At 37.0% G+C, this 20,420-nt stretch carries 17 protein-coding genes, 14 tRNA genes and 1 rRNA gene (1 of these 32 only partly in view); 28 read left to right on the top strand and 4 right to left on the bottom strand.

Annotation, left to right across the window (positions count from 1 at the left end; genetic code table 11):
• The 12 genes from SD1D_RS10770 to SD1D_RS10715 all read left to right on the top strand — a co-directional run.
• A 23S ribosomal RNA gene (locus SD1D_RS10770) occupies positions 1-2,206 on the top strand (it extends 694 nt beyond the left edge of the window).
• Positions 2,207-2,286: 80 nt separating this feature from the next.
• Positions 2,287-2,358 (top strand) — tRNA-Asn (locus tag SD1D_RS10765).
• Between the two features lie 103 nt (positions 2,359-2,461).
• A tRNA-Glu gene (locus SD1D_RS10760) sits at positions 2,462-2,533 on the top strand.
• A gap of 27 nt (positions 2,534-2,560) precedes the next feature.
• Positions 2,561-2,634 (top strand) — tRNA-Ile (locus SD1D_RS10755).
• A gap of 9 nt (positions 2,635-2,643) precedes the next feature.
• Positions 2,644-2,717, top strand: a tRNA-Asp gene (locus SD1D_RS10750).
• Positions 2,718-2,770: 53 nt separating this feature from the next.
• Positions 2,771-2,843, top strand: a tRNA-Val gene (locus SD1D_RS10745).
• 5 nt (positions 2,844-2,848) lie between these two features.
• Positions 2,849-2,935 (top strand) — tRNA-Leu (locus tag SD1D_RS10740).
• 16 nt (positions 2,936-2,951) lie between these two features.
• Positions 2,952-3,025 (top strand) — tRNA-Arg (locus tag SD1D_RS10735).
• 131 nt (positions 3,026-3,156) lie between these two features.
• On the top strand, positions 3,157-3,603 hold the full coding sequence (locus SD1D_RS10730) for a DUF1700 domain-containing protein (protein ID WP_058258914.1): 447 nt from the start codon (positions 3,157-3,159) through the stop codon (positions 3,601-3,603).
• Positions 3,604-3,939: 336 nt separating this feature from the next.
• Entirely contained in the window at positions 3,940-4,233 is a 294-nt protein-coding gene (locus tag SD1D_RS10725; RefSeq protein WP_058258913.1) for a hypothetical protein, read from the top strand.
• A gap of 162 nt (positions 4,234-4,395) precedes the next feature.
• Complete coding sequence (locus tag SD1D_RS10720; protein WP_058258912.1) at positions 4,396-4,707, top strand: rhodanese-like domain-containing protein; 312 nt, start codon at positions 4,396-4,398, stop codon at positions 4,705-4,707.
• 70 nt (positions 4,708-4,777) lie between these two features.
• Positions 4,778-5,932, top strand: coding sequence for a THUMP domain-containing class I SAM-dependent RNA methyltransferase (locus SD1D_RS10715; RefSeq protein WP_058258911.1), 1,155 nt, complete (start codon positions 4,778-4,780; stop codon positions 5,930-5,932).
• A 72-nt stretch (positions 5,933-6,004) separates the two neighbouring features.
• Here SD1D_RS10715 and SD1D_RS10710 read toward each other — a convergent pair whose 3' ends face one another.
• Positions 6,005-6,925, bottom strand: coding sequence for an alpha/beta fold hydrolase (locus SD1D_RS10710; RefSeq protein WP_058258910.1), 921 nt, complete (start codon positions 6,923-6,925; stop codon positions 6,005-6,007).
• Positions 6,926-7,136: 211 nt separating this feature from the next.
• Here SD1D_RS10710 and SD1D_RS10705 point away from each other — a divergent pair, with 211 nt between their 5' ends.
• The 10 genes from SD1D_RS10705 (at position 7,137) to SD1D_RS10660 (ending at position 10,478) form a co-directional block, all read left to right on the top strand.
• Complete coding sequence (locus SD1D_RS10705; RefSeq protein WP_058258909.1) at positions 7,137-8,327, top strand: N-acetylmuramoyl-L-alanine amidase family protein; 1,191 nt, start codon at positions 7,137-7,139, stop codon at positions 8,325-8,327.
• 23 nt (positions 8,328-8,350) lie between these two features.
• Entirely contained in the window at positions 8,351-8,944 is a 594-nt protein-coding gene (locus tag SD1D_RS10700) for an XTP/dITP diphosphatase (protein WP_058258908.1), read from the top strand.
• 27 nt (positions 8,945-8,971) lie between these two features.
• Complete coding sequence (locus tag SD1D_RS10695; protein ID WP_058258907.1) at positions 8,972-9,457, top strand: metallophosphoesterase family protein; 486 nt, start codon at positions 8,972-8,974, stop codon at positions 9,455-9,457.
• A 228-nt stretch (positions 9,458-9,685) separates the two neighbouring features.
• A tRNA-Pro gene (locus SD1D_RS10690) sits at positions 9,686-9,760 on the top strand.
• A gap of 78 nt (positions 9,761-9,838) precedes the next feature.
• Positions 9,839-9,909: transfer RNA gene (locus SD1D_RS10685), tRNA-Gly, on the top strand.
• 43 nt (positions 9,910-9,952) lie between these two features.
• Positions 9,953-10,026, top strand: a tRNA-Arg gene (locus tag SD1D_RS10680).
• 69 nt (positions 10,027-10,095) lie between these two features.
• Positions 10,096-10,169: transfer RNA gene (locus SD1D_RS10675), tRNA-His, on the top strand.
• A 20-nt stretch (positions 10,170-10,189) separates the two neighbouring features.
• Positions 10,190-10,261: transfer RNA gene (locus tag SD1D_RS10670), tRNA-Gln, on the top strand.
• Positions 10,262-10,312: 51 nt separating this feature from the next.
• A tRNA-Lys gene (locus tag SD1D_RS10665) sits at positions 10,313-10,385 on the top strand.
• 13 nt (positions 10,386-10,398) lie between these two features.
• A tRNA-Leu gene (locus SD1D_RS10660) sits at positions 10,399-10,478 on the top strand.
• Positions 10,479-10,749: 271 nt separating this feature from the next.
• On the opposite strand, the gene SD1D_RS10655 is transcribed toward SD1D_RS10660, so the two are convergent.
• Positions 10,750-11,304 carry a rubrerythrin family protein gene (locus tag SD1D_RS10655; protein ID WP_058258906.1) on the bottom strand — a complete coding sequence of 185 codons (555 nt, stop codon included), beginning with the start codon at positions 11,302-11,304 and terminating at the stop codon, positions 10,750-10,752.
• Between the two features lie 371 nt (positions 11,305-11,675).
• Here SD1D_RS10655 and SD1D_RS10650 point away from each other — a divergent pair, with 371 nt between their 5' ends.
• Positions 11,676-13,013 (top strand): hemolysin family protein, encoded by a 1,338-nt coding sequence (locus tag SD1D_RS10650; RefSeq protein WP_058258905.1) that lies wholly within the window; start codon positions 11,676-11,678, stop codon positions 13,011-13,013.
• A gap of 68 nt (positions 13,014-13,081) precedes the next feature.
• Here SD1D_RS10650 and SD1D_RS10645 read toward each other — a convergent pair whose 3' ends face one another.
• Complete coding sequence (locus SD1D_RS10645; RefSeq protein ID WP_058258904.1) at positions 13,082-13,726, bottom strand: DedA family protein; 645 nt, start codon at positions 13,724-13,726, stop codon at positions 13,082-13,084.
• A 158-nt stretch (positions 13,727-13,884) separates the two neighbouring features.
• On the opposite strand from SD1D_RS10645, the gene SD1D_RS10640 reads away from it, so the two are divergent.
• Together SD1D_RS10640 and SD1D_RS10635 are read left to right on the top strand one after the other, a co-directional pair.
• On the top strand, positions 13,885-15,504 hold the full coding sequence (locus tag SD1D_RS10640) for a collagen-binding domain-containing protein (RefSeq protein WP_058258903.1): 1,620 nt from the start codon (positions 13,885-13,887) through the stop codon (positions 15,502-15,504).
• A gap of 141 nt (positions 15,505-15,645) precedes the next feature.
• Positions 15,646-16,203, top strand: a complete 558-nt coding sequence (locus SD1D_RS10635; RefSeq protein ID WP_058258902.1) for a DJ-1 family glyoxalase III — start codon at positions 15,646-15,648, stop codon at positions 16,201-16,203.
• Between the two features lie 7 nt (positions 16,204-16,210).
• Here the strand turns inward: SD1D_RS10635 and SD1D_RS10630 are convergent, their stop codons facing one another.
• Positions 16,211-17,521 carry an alanine/glycine:cation symporter family protein gene (locus SD1D_RS10630; RefSeq protein ID WP_058258901.1) on the bottom strand — a complete coding sequence of 437 codons (1,311 nt, stop codon included), beginning with the start codon at positions 17,519-17,521 and terminating at the stop codon, positions 16,211-16,213.
• Between the two features lie 166 nt (positions 17,522-17,687).
• On the opposite strand from SD1D_RS10630, the gene SD1D_RS10625 reads away from it, so the two are divergent.
• The 3 genes from SD1D_RS10625 (at position 17,688) to SD1D_RS10615 (ending at position 20,137) form a co-directional block, all read left to right on the top strand.
• Complete coding sequence (locus tag SD1D_RS10625; RefSeq protein WP_058258900.1) at positions 17,688-19,097, top strand: ABC transporter substrate-binding protein; 1,410 nt, start codon at positions 17,688-17,690, stop codon at positions 19,095-19,097.
• A 272-nt stretch (positions 19,098-19,369) separates the two neighbouring features.
• A complete protein-coding gene (locus SD1D_RS10620) occupies positions 19,370-19,708 on the top strand; it encodes a hypothetical protein (protein WP_058258899.1) in 339 nt (112 codons plus the stop codon).
• Positions 19,709-19,906: 198 nt separating this feature from the next.
• On the top strand, positions 19,907-20,137 hold the full coding sequence (locus SD1D_RS10615) for an alpha/beta-type small acid-soluble spore protein (RefSeq protein WP_058258898.1): 231 nt from the start codon (positions 19,907-19,909) through the stop codon (positions 20,135-20,137).
• The last annotated feature ends 283 nt before the right edge of the window (positions 20,138-20,420 follow it).

Here is a 20,420-nt window from a genome sequence, read left to right as displayed (position 1 = left end):
AGTAATAGTAGACCCGAAACCGGGTGATCTACCCATGTCCAGGTTGAAGCCGCCGTAAAAGGCGGTGGAGGACCGAACACACATCCGTTGAAAAGGGTGGTGATGAGGTGTGGGTAGGGGTGAAATTCCAATCGAACCCGGAGATAGCTGGTTCTCCTCGAAATAGCTTTAGGGCTAGCCTCGATTATGATTAACGGAGGTAGAGCACTGAATTGCCTAGGGGGCGTCAAAGCTTACCGAAGCATATCAAACTCCGAATGCCGTATAATTAAAGATCGGGAGTCAGACTATACGAGATAAGTTGGATAGTCAAAAGGGAAAGAGCCCAGACCACCGGCTAAGGTCCCCAAGTGCGTGTTAAGTGGAAAAGGATGTGGGATTTCGAAGACAACTAGGATGTTGGCTTAGAAGCAGCCATACATTCAAAGAGTGCGTAATAGCTCACTAGTCGAGAGGTCCTGCGCCGAAAATGTCCGGGGCTAAAACACGCCACCGAAGCTGTGGAACCATAATTATATGGTTGGTAGAGGAGCATTCTTAATGCGACGAAGCTGTACCGAAAGGAGCAGTGGAGTATTAAGAAGAGAGAATGCCGGAATGAGTAGCGAGATAGAAGTGAGAATCTTCTAGGCCGAATATCTAAGGTTTCCAGGGTAAAGCTGATCTGCCCTGGGTAAGTCGGGACCTAAGGCGAGGCTGAAAAGCGTAGCCGATGGATAACAGGTTGAAATTCCTGTACCTCATACAAACAGAACTGTGGGGACACGGAAGGGTAGGAAGAGCCGGGAATGGAAAGACCGGTTCAAGCACAAAGGCTAGCCTGGGAGGCAAATCCCTCAGGCGTTGCTAAAGTGTGAAGAGGAGCGAACATAAAGTAGCGAAGCTTCCGAACCCATGCCGTCGAGAAAAGCCGCTATAGCTTTGTATGAGCCCGTACCGTAAACCGACACAGGTGGATGAGGAGAGAATCCTAAGGCCGACGGGAGAAGCATTGTTAAGGAACTCGGCAAAATGGCCCCGTAACTTCGGGAGAAGGGGCGCCTGGGCAACCAGGCCGCAGAGAAATGGCCCAAGCAACTGTTTAGCAAAAACATAGGTCTATGCAAAACCGAAAGGTGAAGTATATGGGCTGACGCCTGCCCGGTGCTGGAAGGTTAAGGGGAGAGGTTAGCCGCAAGGCGAAGCTTTGAACTTAAGCCCCAGTAAACGGCGGCCGTAACTATAACGGTCCTAAGGTAGCGAAATTCCTTGTCGGGTAAGTTCCGACCCGCACGAAAGGCGTAATGATTTGGGCACTGTCTCGACAATGCACCCGGTGAAATTGAAATACCAGTGAAGATGCTGGTTACCCGCGCCAGGACGGAAAGACCCCATGGAGCTTTACTCTAGCTTGATACTGGGACTCGGTAATGCATGCACAGGATAGGTGGGAGGCTATGAAGCGACAACTCCGGTTGTCGTGGAGCCGCTGTTGGGATACCACCCTTGTGTTACTGGGTTTCTAACACGCGGCCGTGATCCGGCCGGTGGACAATGTCAGGTGGGGAGTTTGACTGGGGCGGTCGCCTCCGAAAGGGTATCGGAGGCGCTCAAAGGTTCCCTCAGAATGGTTGGAAACCATTCGCAGAGTGTAAAGGCATAAGGGAGCTTGACTGTGACACCGACGGGTGGAGCAGGTACGAAAGTAGGACTTAGTGATCCGGTGGTATAAAGTGGGATTGCCATCGCTCAACGGATAAAAGCTACCCTGGGGATAACAGGCTTATCACTCCCAAGAGTTCACATCGACGGAGTGGTTTGGCACCTCGATGTCGGCTCATCGCATCCTGGGGCTGTAGCAGGTCCCAAGGGTTGGGCTGTTCGCCCATTAAAGCGGTACGCGAGCTGGGTTCAGAACGTCGTGAGACAGTTCGGTCCCTATCCGGCGTGGGCGCAGGATATTTGAGAGGATCTGACCTTAGTACGAGAGGACCGGGTTGGACAAACCGCTGGTGTATCGGTTGTACTACCAAGTGCATGGCCGAGTAGCCAAGTTTGGCAGGGATAAACGCTGAAGGCATCTAAGCGTGAAGCCTCCCTCAAGATAAGATATCCCATTGCAATAAGCAAGTAAGACCCCTTGAAGACCACAAGGTAGATAGGACAGAGGTGGAAGTGTGGTAACACATGTAGCTGACTGTTACTAATAGGTCGAGGGCTTGACCTAAATAGGTTTTTACAGATATGGATGAAATCATTTTCATGTGTAGTATTTTGTCAATATATTTATTTAAAAATATAATATAATCCTCGATAGCTCAATGGTAGAGCACACGGCTGTTAACCGTGGGGTTGTAGGTTCGAGCCCTACTCGGGGAGTTTATAAGACAATGGATATTTGCTATAAATATTAGACAAACTAAAAAATATAGATAAATATTAGTTGACAAATGCAAGTACATTGTGTTATAATAAGTGATGCGGCTCCATGGTCAAGTGGTTAAGACACCGCCCTTTCACGGCGGTAACAGGGGTTCAAATCCCCTTGGAGTCATTCTTTTGTTTAAATATTCGGGTGTTTGGACCTTTAGCTCAGTTGGTTAGAGCAACCGGCTCATAACCGGTCGGTCCGGGGTTCAAGTCCCTGAAGGTCCACTTAGTTTAGGCCCAGTGGCTCAGTTGGTTAGAGCGCCGCCCTGTCACGGCGGAGGTCGAGAGTTCGAGTCTCTTCTGGGTCGCTCTTTTTATCTAAAACTATTGATAATTTGATCTAACTTTACAAATACTAATTGGGATCTTAGCTCAGCTGGGAGAGCACCTGCCTTACAAGCAGGGGGTCATAGGTTCGAGCCCTATAGGTCCCATTAATGCCGGCGTGGCGGAACAGGCAGACGCACAGGACTTAAAATCCTGCGGGACTCAACCTCCCGTACCGGTTCGATTCCGGTCGCCGGCATTGTTTTAATTTATATGTGTGCTTAGCTCAGCTGGATAGAGCGTCTGGCTACGGACCAGAAGGTCAGGGGTTCGAATCCTCTAGCACACGATCATATAGTGGAATAAGTACATGTGATTGCATTCAAGAAAATTGTTTGCAATCACATTTTTTTGTTTTTTAATTTATTCTTAATTTACCAAATATCATAAATATGTTAAAATGAGACAAAGGAGGCTTATATGAATAAAAAAGAATTTCTTGATATCCTCAGACAGTCTTTAGAGGGGGAAATAGATAATAGAGTTATAGAACAGAGTATCAGGTTTTATAGTGAATATATAAGTTCACAAGAGGATAAAAGCGAAGAAGAAGTAATAAAGGAAATTGGTGATCCGAGACTGATAGCAAAGACAATAATAGAAAGTGAAAAAAATTCAACTAATAATTACAGTAATTATAATAGTAATAGATATGATAGTAATTATAGCAGGTATGAAAATGATACTAATAGGAATATAAAATATTATCATTTAAAGTGGTACCATAAGGCCTTAGGTATATTTATTCTCTTTATGCTTTTGTTTTTCATAATTCGAATCGGTTGGATTATGATTAGAATGTTATTTTTATTTTTACCATTATTAATTATTATTGCTGTATTATGGGCTATTTTTAAAAAGCAATAAACCTAGCAATAAGGTGTATGTATATATAATTTTATTATAACAATAAGAAACGACCGCAAGGGGGAGCCAAGCGGTCGTTTCGATGAGGGGAGTATAAATAATTAATAAGGGGTTATAAGTGCTCAGAAGCTTAGTCTGAGCACTTTATTATTATAGTATATAAATGTCTATAATGCAAGGTTTAAATAAAGACATATTATATCAAAAATTTAATGATTTTTTATAAAAAATGACAAAAATGACAATATTCCACAGAAAATAAAGTGCATATTTCTATTAAAAAAACAAATAATAATATTTGCAATAGCAATTTAGATTTTATATAGGAGGCCAGCTATGAACAATAATCAAACATCCAATGTAAGAAATACTACAAACAATACACAAAACAATAGCAGAAATGCTAACAACACTAACAGTAGAAATGCTAATAATACCAACAGCAGAAATGCAAGTAATGCCAATAATACAAGAAACGCCAATAATACTAACAATGTTCGAAATGCAAACAATACAAACAATACAAGTAACACAAGAACATCTAATTACACAGGATCTAATAGCACAGGAACCAGATGTAATGTAAGAAATAATTCAAGTAGATTTAGAAATCTCGATAATAATAATTAATAAAAGGAAAATATCTATTATTGGTAGGCCATATGGGCCTACCTTTTTTTGTATTATATCAAAATAATTTTGTCGGAATATAATATAATAAGATACTTATAATATTCATTTTGTACCAAAAAATATTCAAGCTTTCTATAAAATATGAAAGGAAGTGGCGGGATGTCTTTTGAAACAATCAGGGCAAATGAAGTGATTTATTATATAGGCCGTCCGGATGTTTTAATTATAGATTTGAGGGAAAAAGAAGAATATCTAAAGGGGCATATTCCTTCAGCTATTAACATACCTTATGAAAATTTGGAAAATGAAATTAACAGGTTGAATAGAAATAAATTATTAATTTTTTATTGTGACAGAGGTAATATTAGCTTAATGGCAGCAAGAGATTTAATGAAACATGGCTATAATATAAAAAACCTATACGGAGGAATTCGGGCATATCGTGGTAAACTAGAGGGTAGTAGCTTATAAAAACATTGACTATACAGATAATAAACCTTACAATGCTATTATATATTTTAAGATACGCTAGGAGGAAACCATGATAAAATATGAATATATATCACCTTGTCATTTTGGCTTAGAAGCTGTTTTAAAGCGAGAAATCAAGGATTTGGGATATGAAATAACAAATGTAGATAATGGTAAGGTAACTTATACCGGTGATATAAATTTATGTGCCAGAGCTAATATGTTTCTTAGGACAACAGAGAGAGTTTTGCTGAAAGTAGCATCTTTTAAGGCTGAAACCTTTGATGAATTATTTGAAAGCACAAAAGCCATTCCCTGGGAAGAATATATACCTTCTGACGGAAGGTTCTGGGTGGCAAAAGCAAATTCAATAAATTCTAAGCTTTTTAGTCCGTCAGATATTCAATCTATAATGAAAAAGGCAATTGTTGAAAGGATGAAGAAAAAATATAAGATTGAATGGTTTGAAGAAAGCGGAAGTGCATACCCTCTCCGGGTAACCATTATAAAGGATGAGGTTACAGTTTGTATCGATACCTCTGGGGAGTCCCTACATCGAAGAGGATATCGTAAATTAATCAGCAAGGCTCCTATTACAGAGACACTGGCTGCAGCCTTAATTATGCTGACCCCATGGAATAAGGACCGTATATTAGTTGATCCTTTTTGTGGTAGTGGAACAATCCCCATTGAGGCAGCTTTAATAGGTGCAAAGATAGCACCGGGTATTAACAGAAGTTTTCTTGCAGAATCTTGGAAGGGCTTCTTTCCAGATAAAATATGGAAAGAAGCAAGAGATGAGGCAAGGGATCTTCAGCTTAAAGATATTGATATGAATATTCAAGGCTATGATATAGATGGAGAAATTGTAAAGGCTGCAAGACAAAATGCAAGGATGGCCGGAGTGGATCACCTCATACATTTTCAACAGAAGGATCTTTCAAGTCTTAGCAGCAGTAAAAAATATGGTTTTATAATAACTAATCCTCCCTACGGAGAAAGGTTAGAGGAGCAAAAAAATTTACCTGGCTTATACAAAGAGATAGGAAAAGTATTTGGATCATTAGATGCTTGGTCATACTATATTATTACAGGGTATGAAAATGCTGAAAAATATATCGGAAGAAAGGCAGATAGGAATAGGAAAGTATATAATGGCATGATGAAAACATATTTTTATCAGTTTATGGGACCCAAACCTCCAAAGGCAAAATCCATTAATTGATATGTATAATAAAAACATGGGACTATATTATGCTTTTAGCATATGTAAGAATACCCATGTTTTTATTATTATCTATATTTTCTTTGAGATCCAATTATAAATATCTTCATATACTTCATGTTTATTTAACTCGTTTAATAATTCATGTCTGCAGTCAGGATATAATTTATAATCTATATTGGTGAAACCAAGGCTTTTATAAACTGTAATTAGCTCCTTAACATCCTTTCCATAACCTCCAACGGGATCTTTTTCACCGCTTATAATAAATAGAGGAAGATCAGCTTTGGTCTTAGATAATAATTTTTTATTAGCAGCATTAGCAGTTAGTTTCATAAGGTCATGATAAAATGAGGCAGTACATGTAAATCCGCAATAAGGGTCATGGACATAAGCTCCCACTGCAGGATGGCTTCTTGATAGCCAATCATAAGCTGTTCTATCTGATAAGACTGTATATTTTTTATTTCCAAAGATTAAGTTATGTAAGAAAGGGGAAATATATCTTGGTCCTTTAATTTTTTTGATTAGACAAGTAATAAATAATCCAGACATAATAAGAAATTGAGAAGGATAAGCTGTACCACATAATATGACACCATTATAATCATTATATGTTTGGATTACATTTCTAGCTATTAGTGAACCCATACTATGGCCAAATAAGAAGAGATTCTTAGTTCTGCTGTTCTTATTAATATATTTACTGATTGTAATAGCATCCTCAATAAGAAGCTGGTAACCTTTATGGTCAGAAATGTATCCTAATTCGTCTAGCCTTTTATCCCTTCCATGACCTCTATGGTTATATAGGTATACATCTAATCCTAAATCTAATAAGTATTCTGCAAAGGGATAATAACGTATGCAATGTTCTGCCATACCGTGTAATATTAATATACTGGCTTTTGGCTTCTTTTGGGAACTTAGATAGATAAGTTTAGTTATATAACCGTCCTTTTGCTTGATTGGTATATAATTTATTGATCTCATTTTATCCCCTACCTGTGTAACAATCATTATATATAAGTTACGGTTTAATTATATATATTACTTTATAGAAAAGCAATAATTAGCCAACATAAAATATAGCAAGTTTCAACAATATTTGAGTAATATTATCAGAATACAATTGTTAATAGGGATAGATTCATATATAATATACCTAAAATCGAAATTTATCTCCATGAAGGGGGGAAGTTGTTTGGATAATAGATTGCTAATGAAGACTGCCATTAAAAATGTTCTGTTAATGATATTTGTGATTGTTATTTCATTTGCTATAAAACATTATAATTCTTTAGCCATATCAGCAAGTAATACTCAGGATGAAAAAGCTTATTATAATAAGCTTACTAAAGATAATGATAATAATCAAACTAAAACAAAGAAAGCAAATAAGTCCGTATTAAAACAGTTGCAAGATCAATACTTAATAATAAAAAAGCCCAAAGGTGATGACCTTCAGATACAATTACAGGATCTTTATATTAATAGGAGTCTTAAAATTATCATATCCGGCTATATGGATGAAATAATTGATGGCGACTATATTAGTAGGGTTTATAAAGAAGAAAAATTTATAGGAGAACCTGATTATGTAGAAGTAGACACATCAGAAAATGATGAGGATGGTTTAGAAAGTAGTGATCCTATTAGGGATTATGGAAATGATCCTGTTCATGAAATCACCATAAGTAGCCAGTCGGATAATTTAGGATATAGGGAATATGAAATTCTGCTTAAACTAAACCATGTATATGCTCATATTTTATATGAGGATGATAATAATTATTATATTGATTTAAGAAGGCCAAAAGATGTATATGATAAAATTTTGGTTATAGATGCGGGACATGGTGGTAAGGATCCAGGAGCACTTTCTAAGGATGGCAATACATATGAAAAAGAAATTAATATAAAGATATTATCGGCCCTAAAAGAACTTATTGACAATGATGATATTAAGGTCTATTATACTAGATTATCAGATGAAACAATATTCCTAAGGCCTCGATTTACACTGGCCAATGAAGTGGATTGTGATTTCTTCATAAGTATTCACTGTAATGCCAGTACTTCCACAAGGCCAAACGGAACTGAAATCCTTTATTATGATCATGAACATAAGGATATTAAAACTGTGGACTTTGCGGGGATATTAAGTGAGGAAATATCTAAAATTGTCCCTTTAAAAAATAATGGATTAGTTAGAATGCAAAATAATGATATCTTTATCCTGCGGAATGCAAAAGTTCCTGCAGTTATTATTGAAGCCGGTTATATGACCAATAATAATGATTTAAAATACTTAAAAAGCGCCGCCGGACAAGAAGATATTGCAAAAGGAATATATAATGGTATATTGCGGGCTTATGAGGAGTTAATTCCTTAATTTTTGTATGATTGGAGATTAATATGAAGAAGATTATATTTGCCACTTCAAATGAAGGTAAACTAGCTGAAATCAAAAAAATATTAGGGGATCTAAAAGTAGAGATTTTATCTTTAAAGGAAGCAAACATAAATGTTAATATAGAGGAAAATGGTACAAGTTTTGAGGAGAATGCCATTATAAAAGCAAAGACTATCTGTGATTTGACAGGAGAAATTGTTTTTGCTGATGATTCGGGTTTAGAGGTGGACTATTTAGATAAAGCTCCGGGCATATATTCAGCCAGATTTCTTGGAGAGAATACCCCTTACTCAGTAAAAAATCAATATATAATAGATAAGCTTAAAGATGTGGAGGAAAATGACCGTAGTGCTAGATTTGTGTGTGTTATTGCCTGTGCATTTCCAGATGGCAATATAATCACAAGAACAGGGGTTATTGAAGGGTATATTGCTAAAAAGATAAGCGGAAGTAATGGCTTTGGATATGATCCCATATTCTATGTTCCGGAATATAATTGTACTACAGCGGATATGCCTTTGGAGCTTAAAAATAATATTAGCCATCGGGGAAAAGCTTTACAAGCCATGAAAGAAGTACTACTTAAGCATATATAGTTAAATAATTAATACAGGAGCATATAGATGAAGGTTTTGATAGTTAGTGATACCCATGGCAGGGATATGTATTTGCTTGATACCATAAAAAGAGTAAGCCCCATAGATTTAATGATTCATCTTGGGGATTTTGGAAATAATCAGGAGTATATAAAATCAATTGTCCCCTGTCCTATTCATATGGTTTCAGGAAATAATGATTTTTTTTGTGGACTTCCTAAAGATAAGTTTATAGAGATTGGTAATTATACTGTTATGCTAACCCATGGCCATAGATATGGTGTCTATTATGGCTTAGGTCCAATAAAAGAAGCTGCAAGGATTAGACAGGCAGATATAGTTATGTTTGGGCATACCCATATTCCAATGATAGATTTATCTGATGATATCTGGGCAATTAACCCGGGAAGTTTGGCACTTCCTAGGCAGCAGGGAAGAATTCCAACATTCATTATTATGGATATAGATAAAGAGGGGAAAGCCCATTTTACTCTTAATTATTATAAGAAATAGTTGAATAATCCATAAAAACCTGATTTATGTAAATGATTTAAGGCAATATCAAAAAGATTTAAAATTCCTTAAAAAAAGTTTAAAAAAGTTGTTGACAATAGTTGAATGCTATTATATAATAAATCTTGCGTCACGGCAAAAGCCGATTATAGAGAAAGAATGTTAAGCGGTACGCAGTATCATCAGTAGCCACAGTTTATGATAAGTATGTACCGAAGAGCTAATTATCGGGGTGTGGCTCAGTTTGGCTAGAGTGCTTGATTTGGGATCAAGAGGTCGCAGGTTCAAATCCTGTCACCCCGACTTACTAAGGAATCTAACAAGCAGTTCCTGGTAAGAGCAAAATCTAGTCATAAAAAAATTAAAAATAGGATATAATATGCGGGTGTAGTTCAATGGTAGAACACTAGCCTTCCAAGCTAGATACGTGGGTTCGATTCCCATCACCCGCTTGATATGTGGACAAAATAGGACATATCGATTTTAACATCATAAGTGCTAGTAGCTCAGTTGGATAGAGCAATGGCCTTCTAAGCCATGTGTCGGGGGTTCGAATCCCTCCTGGCACGTTTTCATCTTAAAGGATGAATTTCTTTGTAGAATAGATATATAATATATTATGTCTTATAAAATATATGGTGGGTATAGCGCAGCTGGTTAGCGCGCCAGATTGTGGCTCTGGAGGTCAAGGGTTCGAATCCCTTTATCCACCCTTATAAAAAATTTAAGTATTGGGCTATCGCCAAGCGGTAAGGCACAGGACTTTGACTCCTGCAGTCGGTGGTTCGAATCCACCTAGCCCAGTTTAAAATTAAATACGAAGAGCAAATTTGCTTTTCGGATTTTTTATTTTAAGGGATATTAGCTCAGACGGTAGAGCACTTGACTTTTAATCAAGGTGTCCCGGGTTCGAGTCCCGGATGTCTCATTGTAACATACTTGCGGATGTGGCGGAATTGGCAGACGCGCTAGACTTAGGATCTAGTGGGCGACCGTGGGGGTTCGAGTCCCTTCATCCGCATTTTAAAAGGAAGCACTGATATAAAAATGGTGCTTCCTTTTTTACTGTAGCCAAAAACTGTAGCCAAATAAATAATAATTAATATTACAAAATTTACAACTGTTTTCTCATAAGTTATTAATTTAAGAAATTAAATATAAGTAAAAGATTAAAAAAGGTATCCTGATAAGTGAACCGACCTCCCAATCGTTAGATTTGGTCTAATTTTCGGGGATCGGTTCATAACTTAGGATACCTTTTTATCTTGGAGCTATTGTAATATTAGGGTAGATTAAAATTTCTTATATAATTCCTTCTTTGCACCGCAAACAGGACATTTATCAGGTGCTTCATCATAAATAGTATGACCGCAGACTGGGCAGATATATACTGCTTCAATATCCAAGTCTTTTCCTTCTTTAGCTAAATCCTGAGCTTCTTTAAACATCTTGGCATGGATTTTTTCAGCTTCAAGAGCATAGCGGAAGGAACGCTGTGCCCCTTTTTCTCCCTGGAATTCGGCGGCATTTAGATAAACAGGATACATTTGTTCAACTTCATGAAGCTCTCCGTCAATGGCTCCCTGTAGGTTATCAACGGTATTATTATAACCAAATACTCCTCCGGCAGTTACGGTATAATCATTAGTAGGTCCGCCGATTTCTTTAAAATGATTTTCAGCATGAACCCTCTCTGCATAAGCAATAGCGGTAAAAAGTTTAGCAATGTTTTTAAAGCCTTCTTTTTCTGCTACTTTACTCCAAGTAAGATACCTCATATGGGCAAGACTTTCACCACCATATGCAGAATGTAAAAAATCTTTTGTCATGTCGTTTTTAACAGCCATTTATATTCCTCCTTTAATAAGTTTATTGTTATATCTTTGCCTTCTGATAATGTCATAATTTGTATTAATCAATTATAGTTTTAACAATATCAGTAAACTTAAACATTACTTTAATACAAAATCATTTTATAGATTTCGATTTTAGTATAATATAAAGTGGAAAAGAATACAATCATATGAAAAATTATCATGATTAAAAATATAATTTAATTATTTATAAATAGATTAAAAACAGTGTTTTTTTTACCTGAATATGCTATAATATTTTCTGCATACTTAATATGCAGAATTATTATTTTAATTAAGCGGATTTTAGCGTACAATATAAAATATAAAGCGTGTATAATCCGTTATAATGGAGGAAAGAAAATATGGAAGACAACCCTGACGCGAATCATATAGGTTTTCAACTTATGATTTTGGCGGCGCTCACACTTACTAATGCTTTTTTTGCCTGTGCTGAAATGGCCATGGTATCTGTTAACAAATCAAAAGTAAGAAAGTTAGCAGATGAAGGGAAAAAAAGTGCTAAACTTGTTTTAAAGTTTTTGGATGAACCTACAAAATTCCTATCGACAATTCAGGTTGCAATAACCCTGGCAGGCTTCTTTTCTAGTGCTTCTGCGGCAACCGGTTTATCAGAACCTGTTGGAGCATGGCTGACTAAGAAGGGCATACCATATGGTGCCAAGATATCATTTTTTGTTGTAACCTTGATATTGTCCTATATCACACTGGTATTTGGCGAGTTGGTTCCTAAACGGATTGCCTTGCATAAACCGGAGGCCATTAGCCTGTTTTGTGTTAAACCTGTAAGTATAGTTGCGAACATCGCCTCACCTTTTATTAAGTTGCTTACTTTCTCTACCAATTTGGTTACTAAGCCTTTTGGTATGAGTGAAGGTAATACCGAAGAGATGCTGTCGAGGGAGGAGATTAAGTCCCTAGTTAAAGAGGGACAAGTTCATGGAGTATTAGATCGTAGAGAAAAAGAAATGATAGATTCCATTATGGAATTTGATGATAAAATGGCTAAAGAAATAATGACTCCAAGAATTAATGTTTTTGCTATAGATATATCCGAACCTTTAGAAGAATATATAGAGGAGTTAATGGAAGCGAAATACTCCAGAATTCCCGTATACGATGATGATGTGGATAATATTATAGGGATCTTATTTATTAAAGATTTTCTTAGGGAAGCAATTAAGCATGGTCCATCAAAGGTAGATATAAGATCGATTCTTCGAAAGCCTTATTTTGTTCCGGATAGCAAATTTATAAGAGATTTGCTAAGAGAACTACAGCAATCTAAGAAACAGATTGCCGTTTTAATTAATGAATATGGGGGTTTTGCTGGTATTGTTACCATGGAAGATTTGGTTGAGGAAGTCATGGGTGAGATTGAAGATGAATATGATCCTGACTTAGTAAAAATCAAGCAAATTGATGCCAATACCTATTTGGTGGACGGGCTAGTTACTATCGGAGAAATCAACAATAAGCTAGATTTAAATCTTTACTCTGAGTATTATGATACCATATCAGGTTTTCTAATCGATCAAATAGGTTTTATACCTAAGGAAGAGGATGACAGAATTATAGAAATTGATAATCTGGTCTTTAAGTTAGAGAGTGTTAAACATAAGAGGATAGACAAGGTTAAGCTCTATATAGGAAGTAAAAAAGAGCCAGAAGAAGATATATAATATAAATAATAAAAGCTTGTTTCAAATGGTTTGAAACAAGCTTTTACTTTATAACAATATTTATAAACTTAGTTTTTAGAATCATTATTTGTAGTGCTATTTTTCTTCCTGTAAAGGATATACCATATAAGAACAGCTAGGGCAATAACTCCTAGGACGATGACTGTAATTGTCTTATATACATCTGTGCCTTCTACGATTTTCTCCCAAGAAGCTCCTGCTGCGGCTCCAAGGTATACTAAGATAATATTCCAGATAAAGGAGCCTAGTGTAGTTAAAATAACAAAAAGATCAAATCTCATTTTTGCCATACCTGCAGGTATGGAAATTAAACTTCGTACAATAGGGACACAACGACAAAACAGTACCGTGATTTTACCTTTTTTATTAAACCAATCACAGGCCTTAAATACATCATCTTTTTTAAAGCCAAGGAGCTTTCCTATTTTTCCGTCTAGTATAGCACCTAGTCGTTCTGCTGATAATAGTAAACCGATACCATATAATATGATAGCTCCCACTACAGAACCAAGAGTTGAAACAATGATAACTCCCCAGATTGTTATGGTTGAGTCTACAGGTGTGGTCATAAAACCGCCAAAGGTTAATATAACTTCCGATGGTATTGGTGGAAATATGTTTTCAATGGTTATTAGTAAAAAGATACCTAATAGTCCAAATTTGTTCATGATTTCTATAATCCATTCATACATAATATTCTCCTTTTAAATTAAATTTTGTATATGACCGGATATCTGACATTATACTATACAATTTAAAAAAAACATAGATATATTTCGCACGATTATTTTTCTTATGAATAAACTGAATTGAGAATGTTAATGCAATGATTTGCATTATGGAGGTATCTATGTTTTTAGGTCAAAGAGACGGTAGAATTTCACATGCCGGCCTTCCTTATGATGATATAACTTGGTATGATATAGCAGGTCAGCCATTCGGAATTGCCTCTTATTTTAACGCCATTGTTTTTGGAGATGCTAATAACATTGTTGATATAAAAGGGGCTTTTGCTGTGGGAAGAGATTTTGTAAGTCCCAGAGGATTTTCTTTAGCCTATGGAAATGATGGAAAACTTACAGAAACCGGATATAGTCCCGTTTCCGTAAGATTTTTAGTAGGTAGAAATATTTCCATGGAGGGACCCTTGGTAGTTATCGGTCATGTGGTGGCAGGAGGAAGTTTTCGCGCTGCAAAGGGAAGTACCTATATGATCGGTAAAGACGGTAGGTCAAATCAGATACAAGAGCTTATGGATTTATACCAGGCCCAAAATGGAAGTCCTTATTGGAAGCCCGCTGACAGAGGAAATCATTATGCTATATCAAGTTATGATGTACCCCGCTATATCCCCGCAGACAGAATTGGTGCAGATGTAACCAGATTTTTTAATGAGGCCAGAGAAAGTATAGTAGATTTTCATCAATGTATCACAGGGCTTAGTGCCAATGGAGAAGTAATTGATCATTTCCATGAAAAAATTCTTAGGGGAAATGATCCGATTCAAAATGTATTTATAATTGATGCAAGGCCAAATGGAATATTAAATAAAGAGCTTCGTTTTGAAATACCGGAAGGAAGTATTGCAATCGTAATATTTAGGACAGGTAATAATGCTCATATTCAATATGGGCTTTGGGGAGAAGAAAGATTGGCCAATAGGACACTTTATGTTTTTGAAGATGCTTCTAATATTTATATGGAAGTACCGGCAGCAATATGGGGAAGTATCCTTGCTCCTTCTGCTATGTTTCATGGACATCAAACAGGAGGTCATGTAAGCGGTAATGCTGCCCTTGGATCTTTTGCGGTAAATGCAAGAAGCGGGTTTGAATTTCATCTGTATCCTTTTGTAGGAGGAGTAGTATGTGAAGTTCCTGAACAGATTCCCCCACCGGCACCTGCTGCGCCCCGTGTTCCGGTTCCTACACCGACTCCACCATCTGTTGTAGCACCTATAGAAGAATGCCCATCCTGTCCGGAGCCTGAGCCCTGTCCTCCTTGTCCTCCGGCCAAACCCTGCCCCGAACCAGAGCCTTGTCCTGAACCTGAACCTTGCCCCCCTTGTCCTCCGGACAAAACACGGATAGAGTATAGGCCATATCCTGTTAGGGTACCTGTCCCCTGTCCGGGATCCAGAACACGGATAATTTATCGTAAGATAATGGTTAGGGAGAAGGTGAGAGACTGCAAAATTATACCAGGTAAAATCTTTGGATGTATTTGGGGCTGCAGCTGCCGTTGCTCCCATGAATATATAGTAAAACTCTATAAGATATGTGATGAAAGTAAGGAATATATCTGTTCTGAAATGGTAGGAACTTGTGGCTGTTTTGAATTTGAGGTTCCTTATGATGATTGTTATGCATTGGAGGTATGTCCAAAAGGAAGACCCAAAAATATAAAAGATTGCAAGCCCATGTTGACATTGAAGAATGTGGGAGTATCAAATTTGATGATAGTAAACTAGTTGCCAAATAAGATGGAAGAGGTCTTTCTATTGATTAAGGAAGCTTCTTCCATTATAATAATTTTGTATATGGACAAGGTGTCCTTTAGATACTAGCTATTAAATAATAAACACATAAATGAAAAGAAGGAGGAATTTATTATGGCAAAGGTATATATTTTCCTGGCGGAAGGTTTCGAAGAAATAGAGGGGTTAACGGTGGTAGATTTACTAAGAAGAGCCGGAATTGAGGTAGTTATGGTATCTATATCCGGAAGCCTTCAAGTTACAGGATCCCATAAGATAAGTGTACTGGCAAATATTTTATTTGAAGAGGCTGATTTTAATGATGGGGATATGCTGGTTCTTCCCGGAGGGATGCCCGGTACAAATCATCTAATGGAACATGACGGTTTAGATAAGTTGCTTAAGGATTTCCATATGAAGAATAAGAATATGGCAGCAATATGTGCAGCCCCCAGTGTTTTGGGCAGTAAAGGAATTTTGGCAGGTAAGGCCGCAACCTGCTATCCCGGATTTGAAAGTAAACTGACTAATGCCACAGTACTTAATGAAGATGTGGTAGAAGACGGTAATGTAATTACTTCAAAAGGCTTAGGTACAGCTATTGATTTTTCACTTTCAATTATAAAAAAATTATTGGATGAGGATACGGCCAAAAAAATAGCAGGAGAAATTATGTATAGGCATTATAAATAATTTCCAGTTAATAAGGTTGAATTTTTTTACGTAAGGCCATTAGACAAAGAAGGTTTGGAATTGCCATTAAAGCATTGACAAAATCAGTCAGCTCCCAAACCAGTTTCATAGACATAATGGAGCCTATGTAAATCATAATAATGTAACATAGCCGGTAGGTATTTATACCGGATTTACCGAATAAATACTCCACAGCTTTTTCACCAAAATATGACCATCCTATTAAGGTTGCTACGGCAAATGCTATTAGGGATATTCCCAGGACGGTTCTTCCGAAGGGTATAGGAGAAAAGGCAGCAGTAGTCAGTTCACCCATTGAATAACCCTTAGTAGAAGATGGATTTTTTAGGATATTTGTAACTATTACAAGACCGGTTATGGCACACATAACAACAGTATCCCAAAAGGTAGCACTCATGGAAATTAAAGCCTGGTTGGAAGGATGGGAGGTTTTAGCTCCGGCGGCAGCAATGGCTGCGGAGCCAAGACCTGCCTCATTGGTAAATAATCCTCGGGCTATTCCGTATCTGGCAGCAGTTTTAAGACTTCCCCCGATAAAACCTCCGGCTAAGGCTGTCGGAAGTTTAGAAGGAAGAAAGGCAGATTGAATAATTGTTTTTAAGCCGGCCAGTAGGAAATTTCGGTTAATAATTAAGATAAATATACATGCAAAGAGATAGAAAAAACCCATGGAAGGTACTAACTTGGTACATATTCTTCCGATAGATTCTATACCTCCTACAATAACTAATCCAACAATAATTGCTATTATAATTCCCACTATATATTCTGAAAGTCCCCATAAGGTATGGGCTGTTTCTGTAATTGCTCTTGCTTGTGTGGAGCAGCCAACCCCATAAGAGGCAACTAAAGTAAAGAAGCAAAAAGCCATAGCCAGCCATTTTTTCTTCATACCATATTCAATGGCGTACATGGGGCCTCCAATATATGTCCCATCTTTGGATCTTTTTCTATAAAGTACCCCAAGGAAACATTCGGCATAGGAAGTTGCCATACCAAGAAGACCTGTAAGCCAACACCAAAATATGGCACCGGGGCCACCTAGGGCTACGGCAGTGGATACACCTACTATATTGCCGGTGCCAATGGTAGCAGCTAAAGTGGCTGAAAGAGCGGCAAAACCGCTAATATCTCCTTCGGCAAAGTTATCGGGTTTGATAGATAAGCTTATGGCCTTTCCTATATGTTTTTGTACGCCTTTTAGGTAAAATGTAAAATATATATGTACACTAAATAATAAAACAGGCATGGGGATACCCCATATAAATTGGTTAAGGGCAGATAATATTGAAAGCATAGGACACACTCTCCTATAAGGATTTTCTACATTTATATGATGGACCATGACGGTATAGTATCCCATAAAATACTAGGTATTTACTATAGTAATTCGGGTATTGCATATTCCCATTTATGATAAAATATGGTAAAATATACAATATATTTATATAAGGAGGTATTTTATGAAGGGTAATTGGAAAAAACTATGGGGGTTTTTACTTTTATCTTCAATCTTACTTATTTCATTAACAGCCTGTGGGAAGAAGGAGAAGGGAAAAGAGACAGATAATTCTGTAGTGGAGAATGGTGATGAAAAAGACGATCAAACACCAACTCCTGAACCCACTGAAGCCCCGAAGGATCTTAAGGGCACAACTATAGTGATTGGAGATTGGTGGACTACTGATCCTAATCCGGAACCAACTAATAAAAGGGAAGAGGACACACAAAGATATAGGGAAGAATTTATGGAGAAATATAATTTCACTATAACCCGTGCAAACCTTGGAACTTTTACTGAGTATGCGGAGATTGTAGCCACATCGATTATGAGTGGTAATCCTGAAGCAGATATTTTTGTAATGCATGCGGAGCATATTGCGGCTCCTTTACAACAGGGACTTTTATATCCCCTTGAGACTTTGGAGAATTTTGATTTTACCCAGGAAAAATGGAATCAGCAGGTTAAGGAAATGATGACCATGAATGGGCATACCTATGGCATGGCCACCGGAAGGATGGAACCTAGACTGGGCGTATTCTGGAACAAGAGATTGTTTGAAGAGGCAGGAATAGACCCTAATCTTCCATATGATTTGCAGGCAAAGGGTGAATGGACTTGGGAAGTATTAGAGGATCTTGCAAAACGTTGCACCCGTGATTTAGATAATGACGGAGTACCTGATGTTTATGGAATTGCCAGTTTCTCCAAGGATTTCTTTAGAGGCTGTGTATTTTCCAATGATGCAAAATTTATAGGATATGAGGATAGTAAGTTCTATAATGCTACCGGTGAACCGAATTTCCTTGAAGCTTTAGAATGGGGATGGAGCTTATATGAGAAAGGTTACCATATGCCTCAACCTGAAGGATCAGAGTGGGATTGGTTTATTCAAGCCTTTATTGACGGAAAGGTTGCTATGCAATGTGCAGAGCAATATAAAGTTGGTACATGGAAGGACATGGATGATGATTGGGGCTTTGTAATCTTCCCTAAGGGACCTAAAGGTGAAATGATGACAGTATTTACAGAAAACACCGTAGTAATGCCGGCTACTTTAGATAAGGAAAGGGCAGAAGATGTGGCATTTGCTTATAATTTATACACAGAAACAACCCCCGGATATGAGGATGAAGATTGGAAGACCCAATACTATACATTATTCCGGGATGCTAGAGCTGTAGAAGAGACCTTACCTTTATTCTATGAGCCTGGCCATGGTACCATATCATTATTAGCCATGATACCTGGCATCGATTATGGTGATGTTACATATGATTTAGATGCCGGAGCCCTATCACCTAAGGAAGCAGTAGAGAAGGTTCAAGCACAGTGGCAAGCCCATATTAATGCTTCAAACGGAGAAGAATAGACCGGATAATTTATAGTAGTTAAATAAATTTTTAAGATAAATTAATAATTTAAAATATATCAGAGTATTCTATAAACAGCATTTATTTTTCTGTGAATGTTTTGGAATACTCTGTTTTTTTGCCGATTCTTAGAGAATTTTCTCATTAATCTCAAATATGAACAATAATTTAATAAAATATCATGCTAATTTAGTAATAAATGTTGACAAATGTATGAAAATGGAATATATTTACAATAGCTTCATATTGAGGGAGGGATAAACTCAACACCATGGATAGAATAGGCTTAGCAAAAGATAATAAATCATTATACGATACAATCGAATACGGATATTACTATTTACCAAGTGAAGTTTGTAAAAATATTATCATTACTGCCGGTGTAAGTGGTGTTCAAACACCAAAGGCGGTTAAGAAAATCAGATCAAAAATTAAACGAAGTAGGAGAGAAATAGGTGAAATTATACCGGCTTTACGCAGCATGGACCAAGATATTATATCATATTATGCAGGAGAGTTGGCAGAAAGTTTGGTTTATGCAGCCGGGAAAGGAAAGGGAGTGGAAATTGCAATAGGTTATCCAAAAATTCTAGTTATTTCTGTAAATTAATTTAATTTACCAAGTTTACATAAGCTTTGGTTATTGGAACAATAATTACCATCATAATATTAGCCATCTCTGTTAACAATATGATTACAGGCAAACAAAAAACAAAAATCATGAGCGGTAAAAAATATATTAAACCGCCGAACCTACACTTGATTTTGTTAATTGCTTGCTTTAAGTAATAAAATGGAGGTGAAAGTAATGGCTAATAACAATAATAGTGGTACAAACAGAATAGAAGTTCCTGAAGCTAGGGAAGCTCTTAATCGTTTCAAAATGGAGGTTGCCAGTGAACTTGGTGTTCCTTTAACTCAGGGTTATAACGGAAACCTAACCAGCAGAGAAAACGGTTCTGTTGGTGGTGAAATGGTTAGACGTATGATCCGCAGCCAGGAACAAGCCATGTCAGGTCAGTCCGGACAACAACAATAAACTAGAAAGTAAAGACTGCACAAAAGGATAAACCTTTAGTGCAGTCTTTTTTTATGTATGCATATATTAAAATCAAGTTTAGTGAAGCTTCTACATATTTTGTAACAAGTTAGGTATTTGAAGGTTTCCATAATTAAGACATTTACCTCTCAGTATATTGAATTAATTGAACGGTTCAGAGAAATTGAAAAGAAACAGAAGAAGTAATTCAGGTCATTTTTAATTTAAAAGCCTGCAAATTATAGGTTTTGGTTTAGGGATACCAGTGATATTTTTTTGTCAT

This window comes from Herbinix luporum, assembly GCF_900070325.1.
Lineage (GTDB): Bacteria > Bacillota > Clostridia > Lachnospirales > Lachnospiraceae > Mobilitalea > Mobilitalea luporum.
This window is presented reverse-complemented; position numbering and strand designations above follow the sequence as displayed.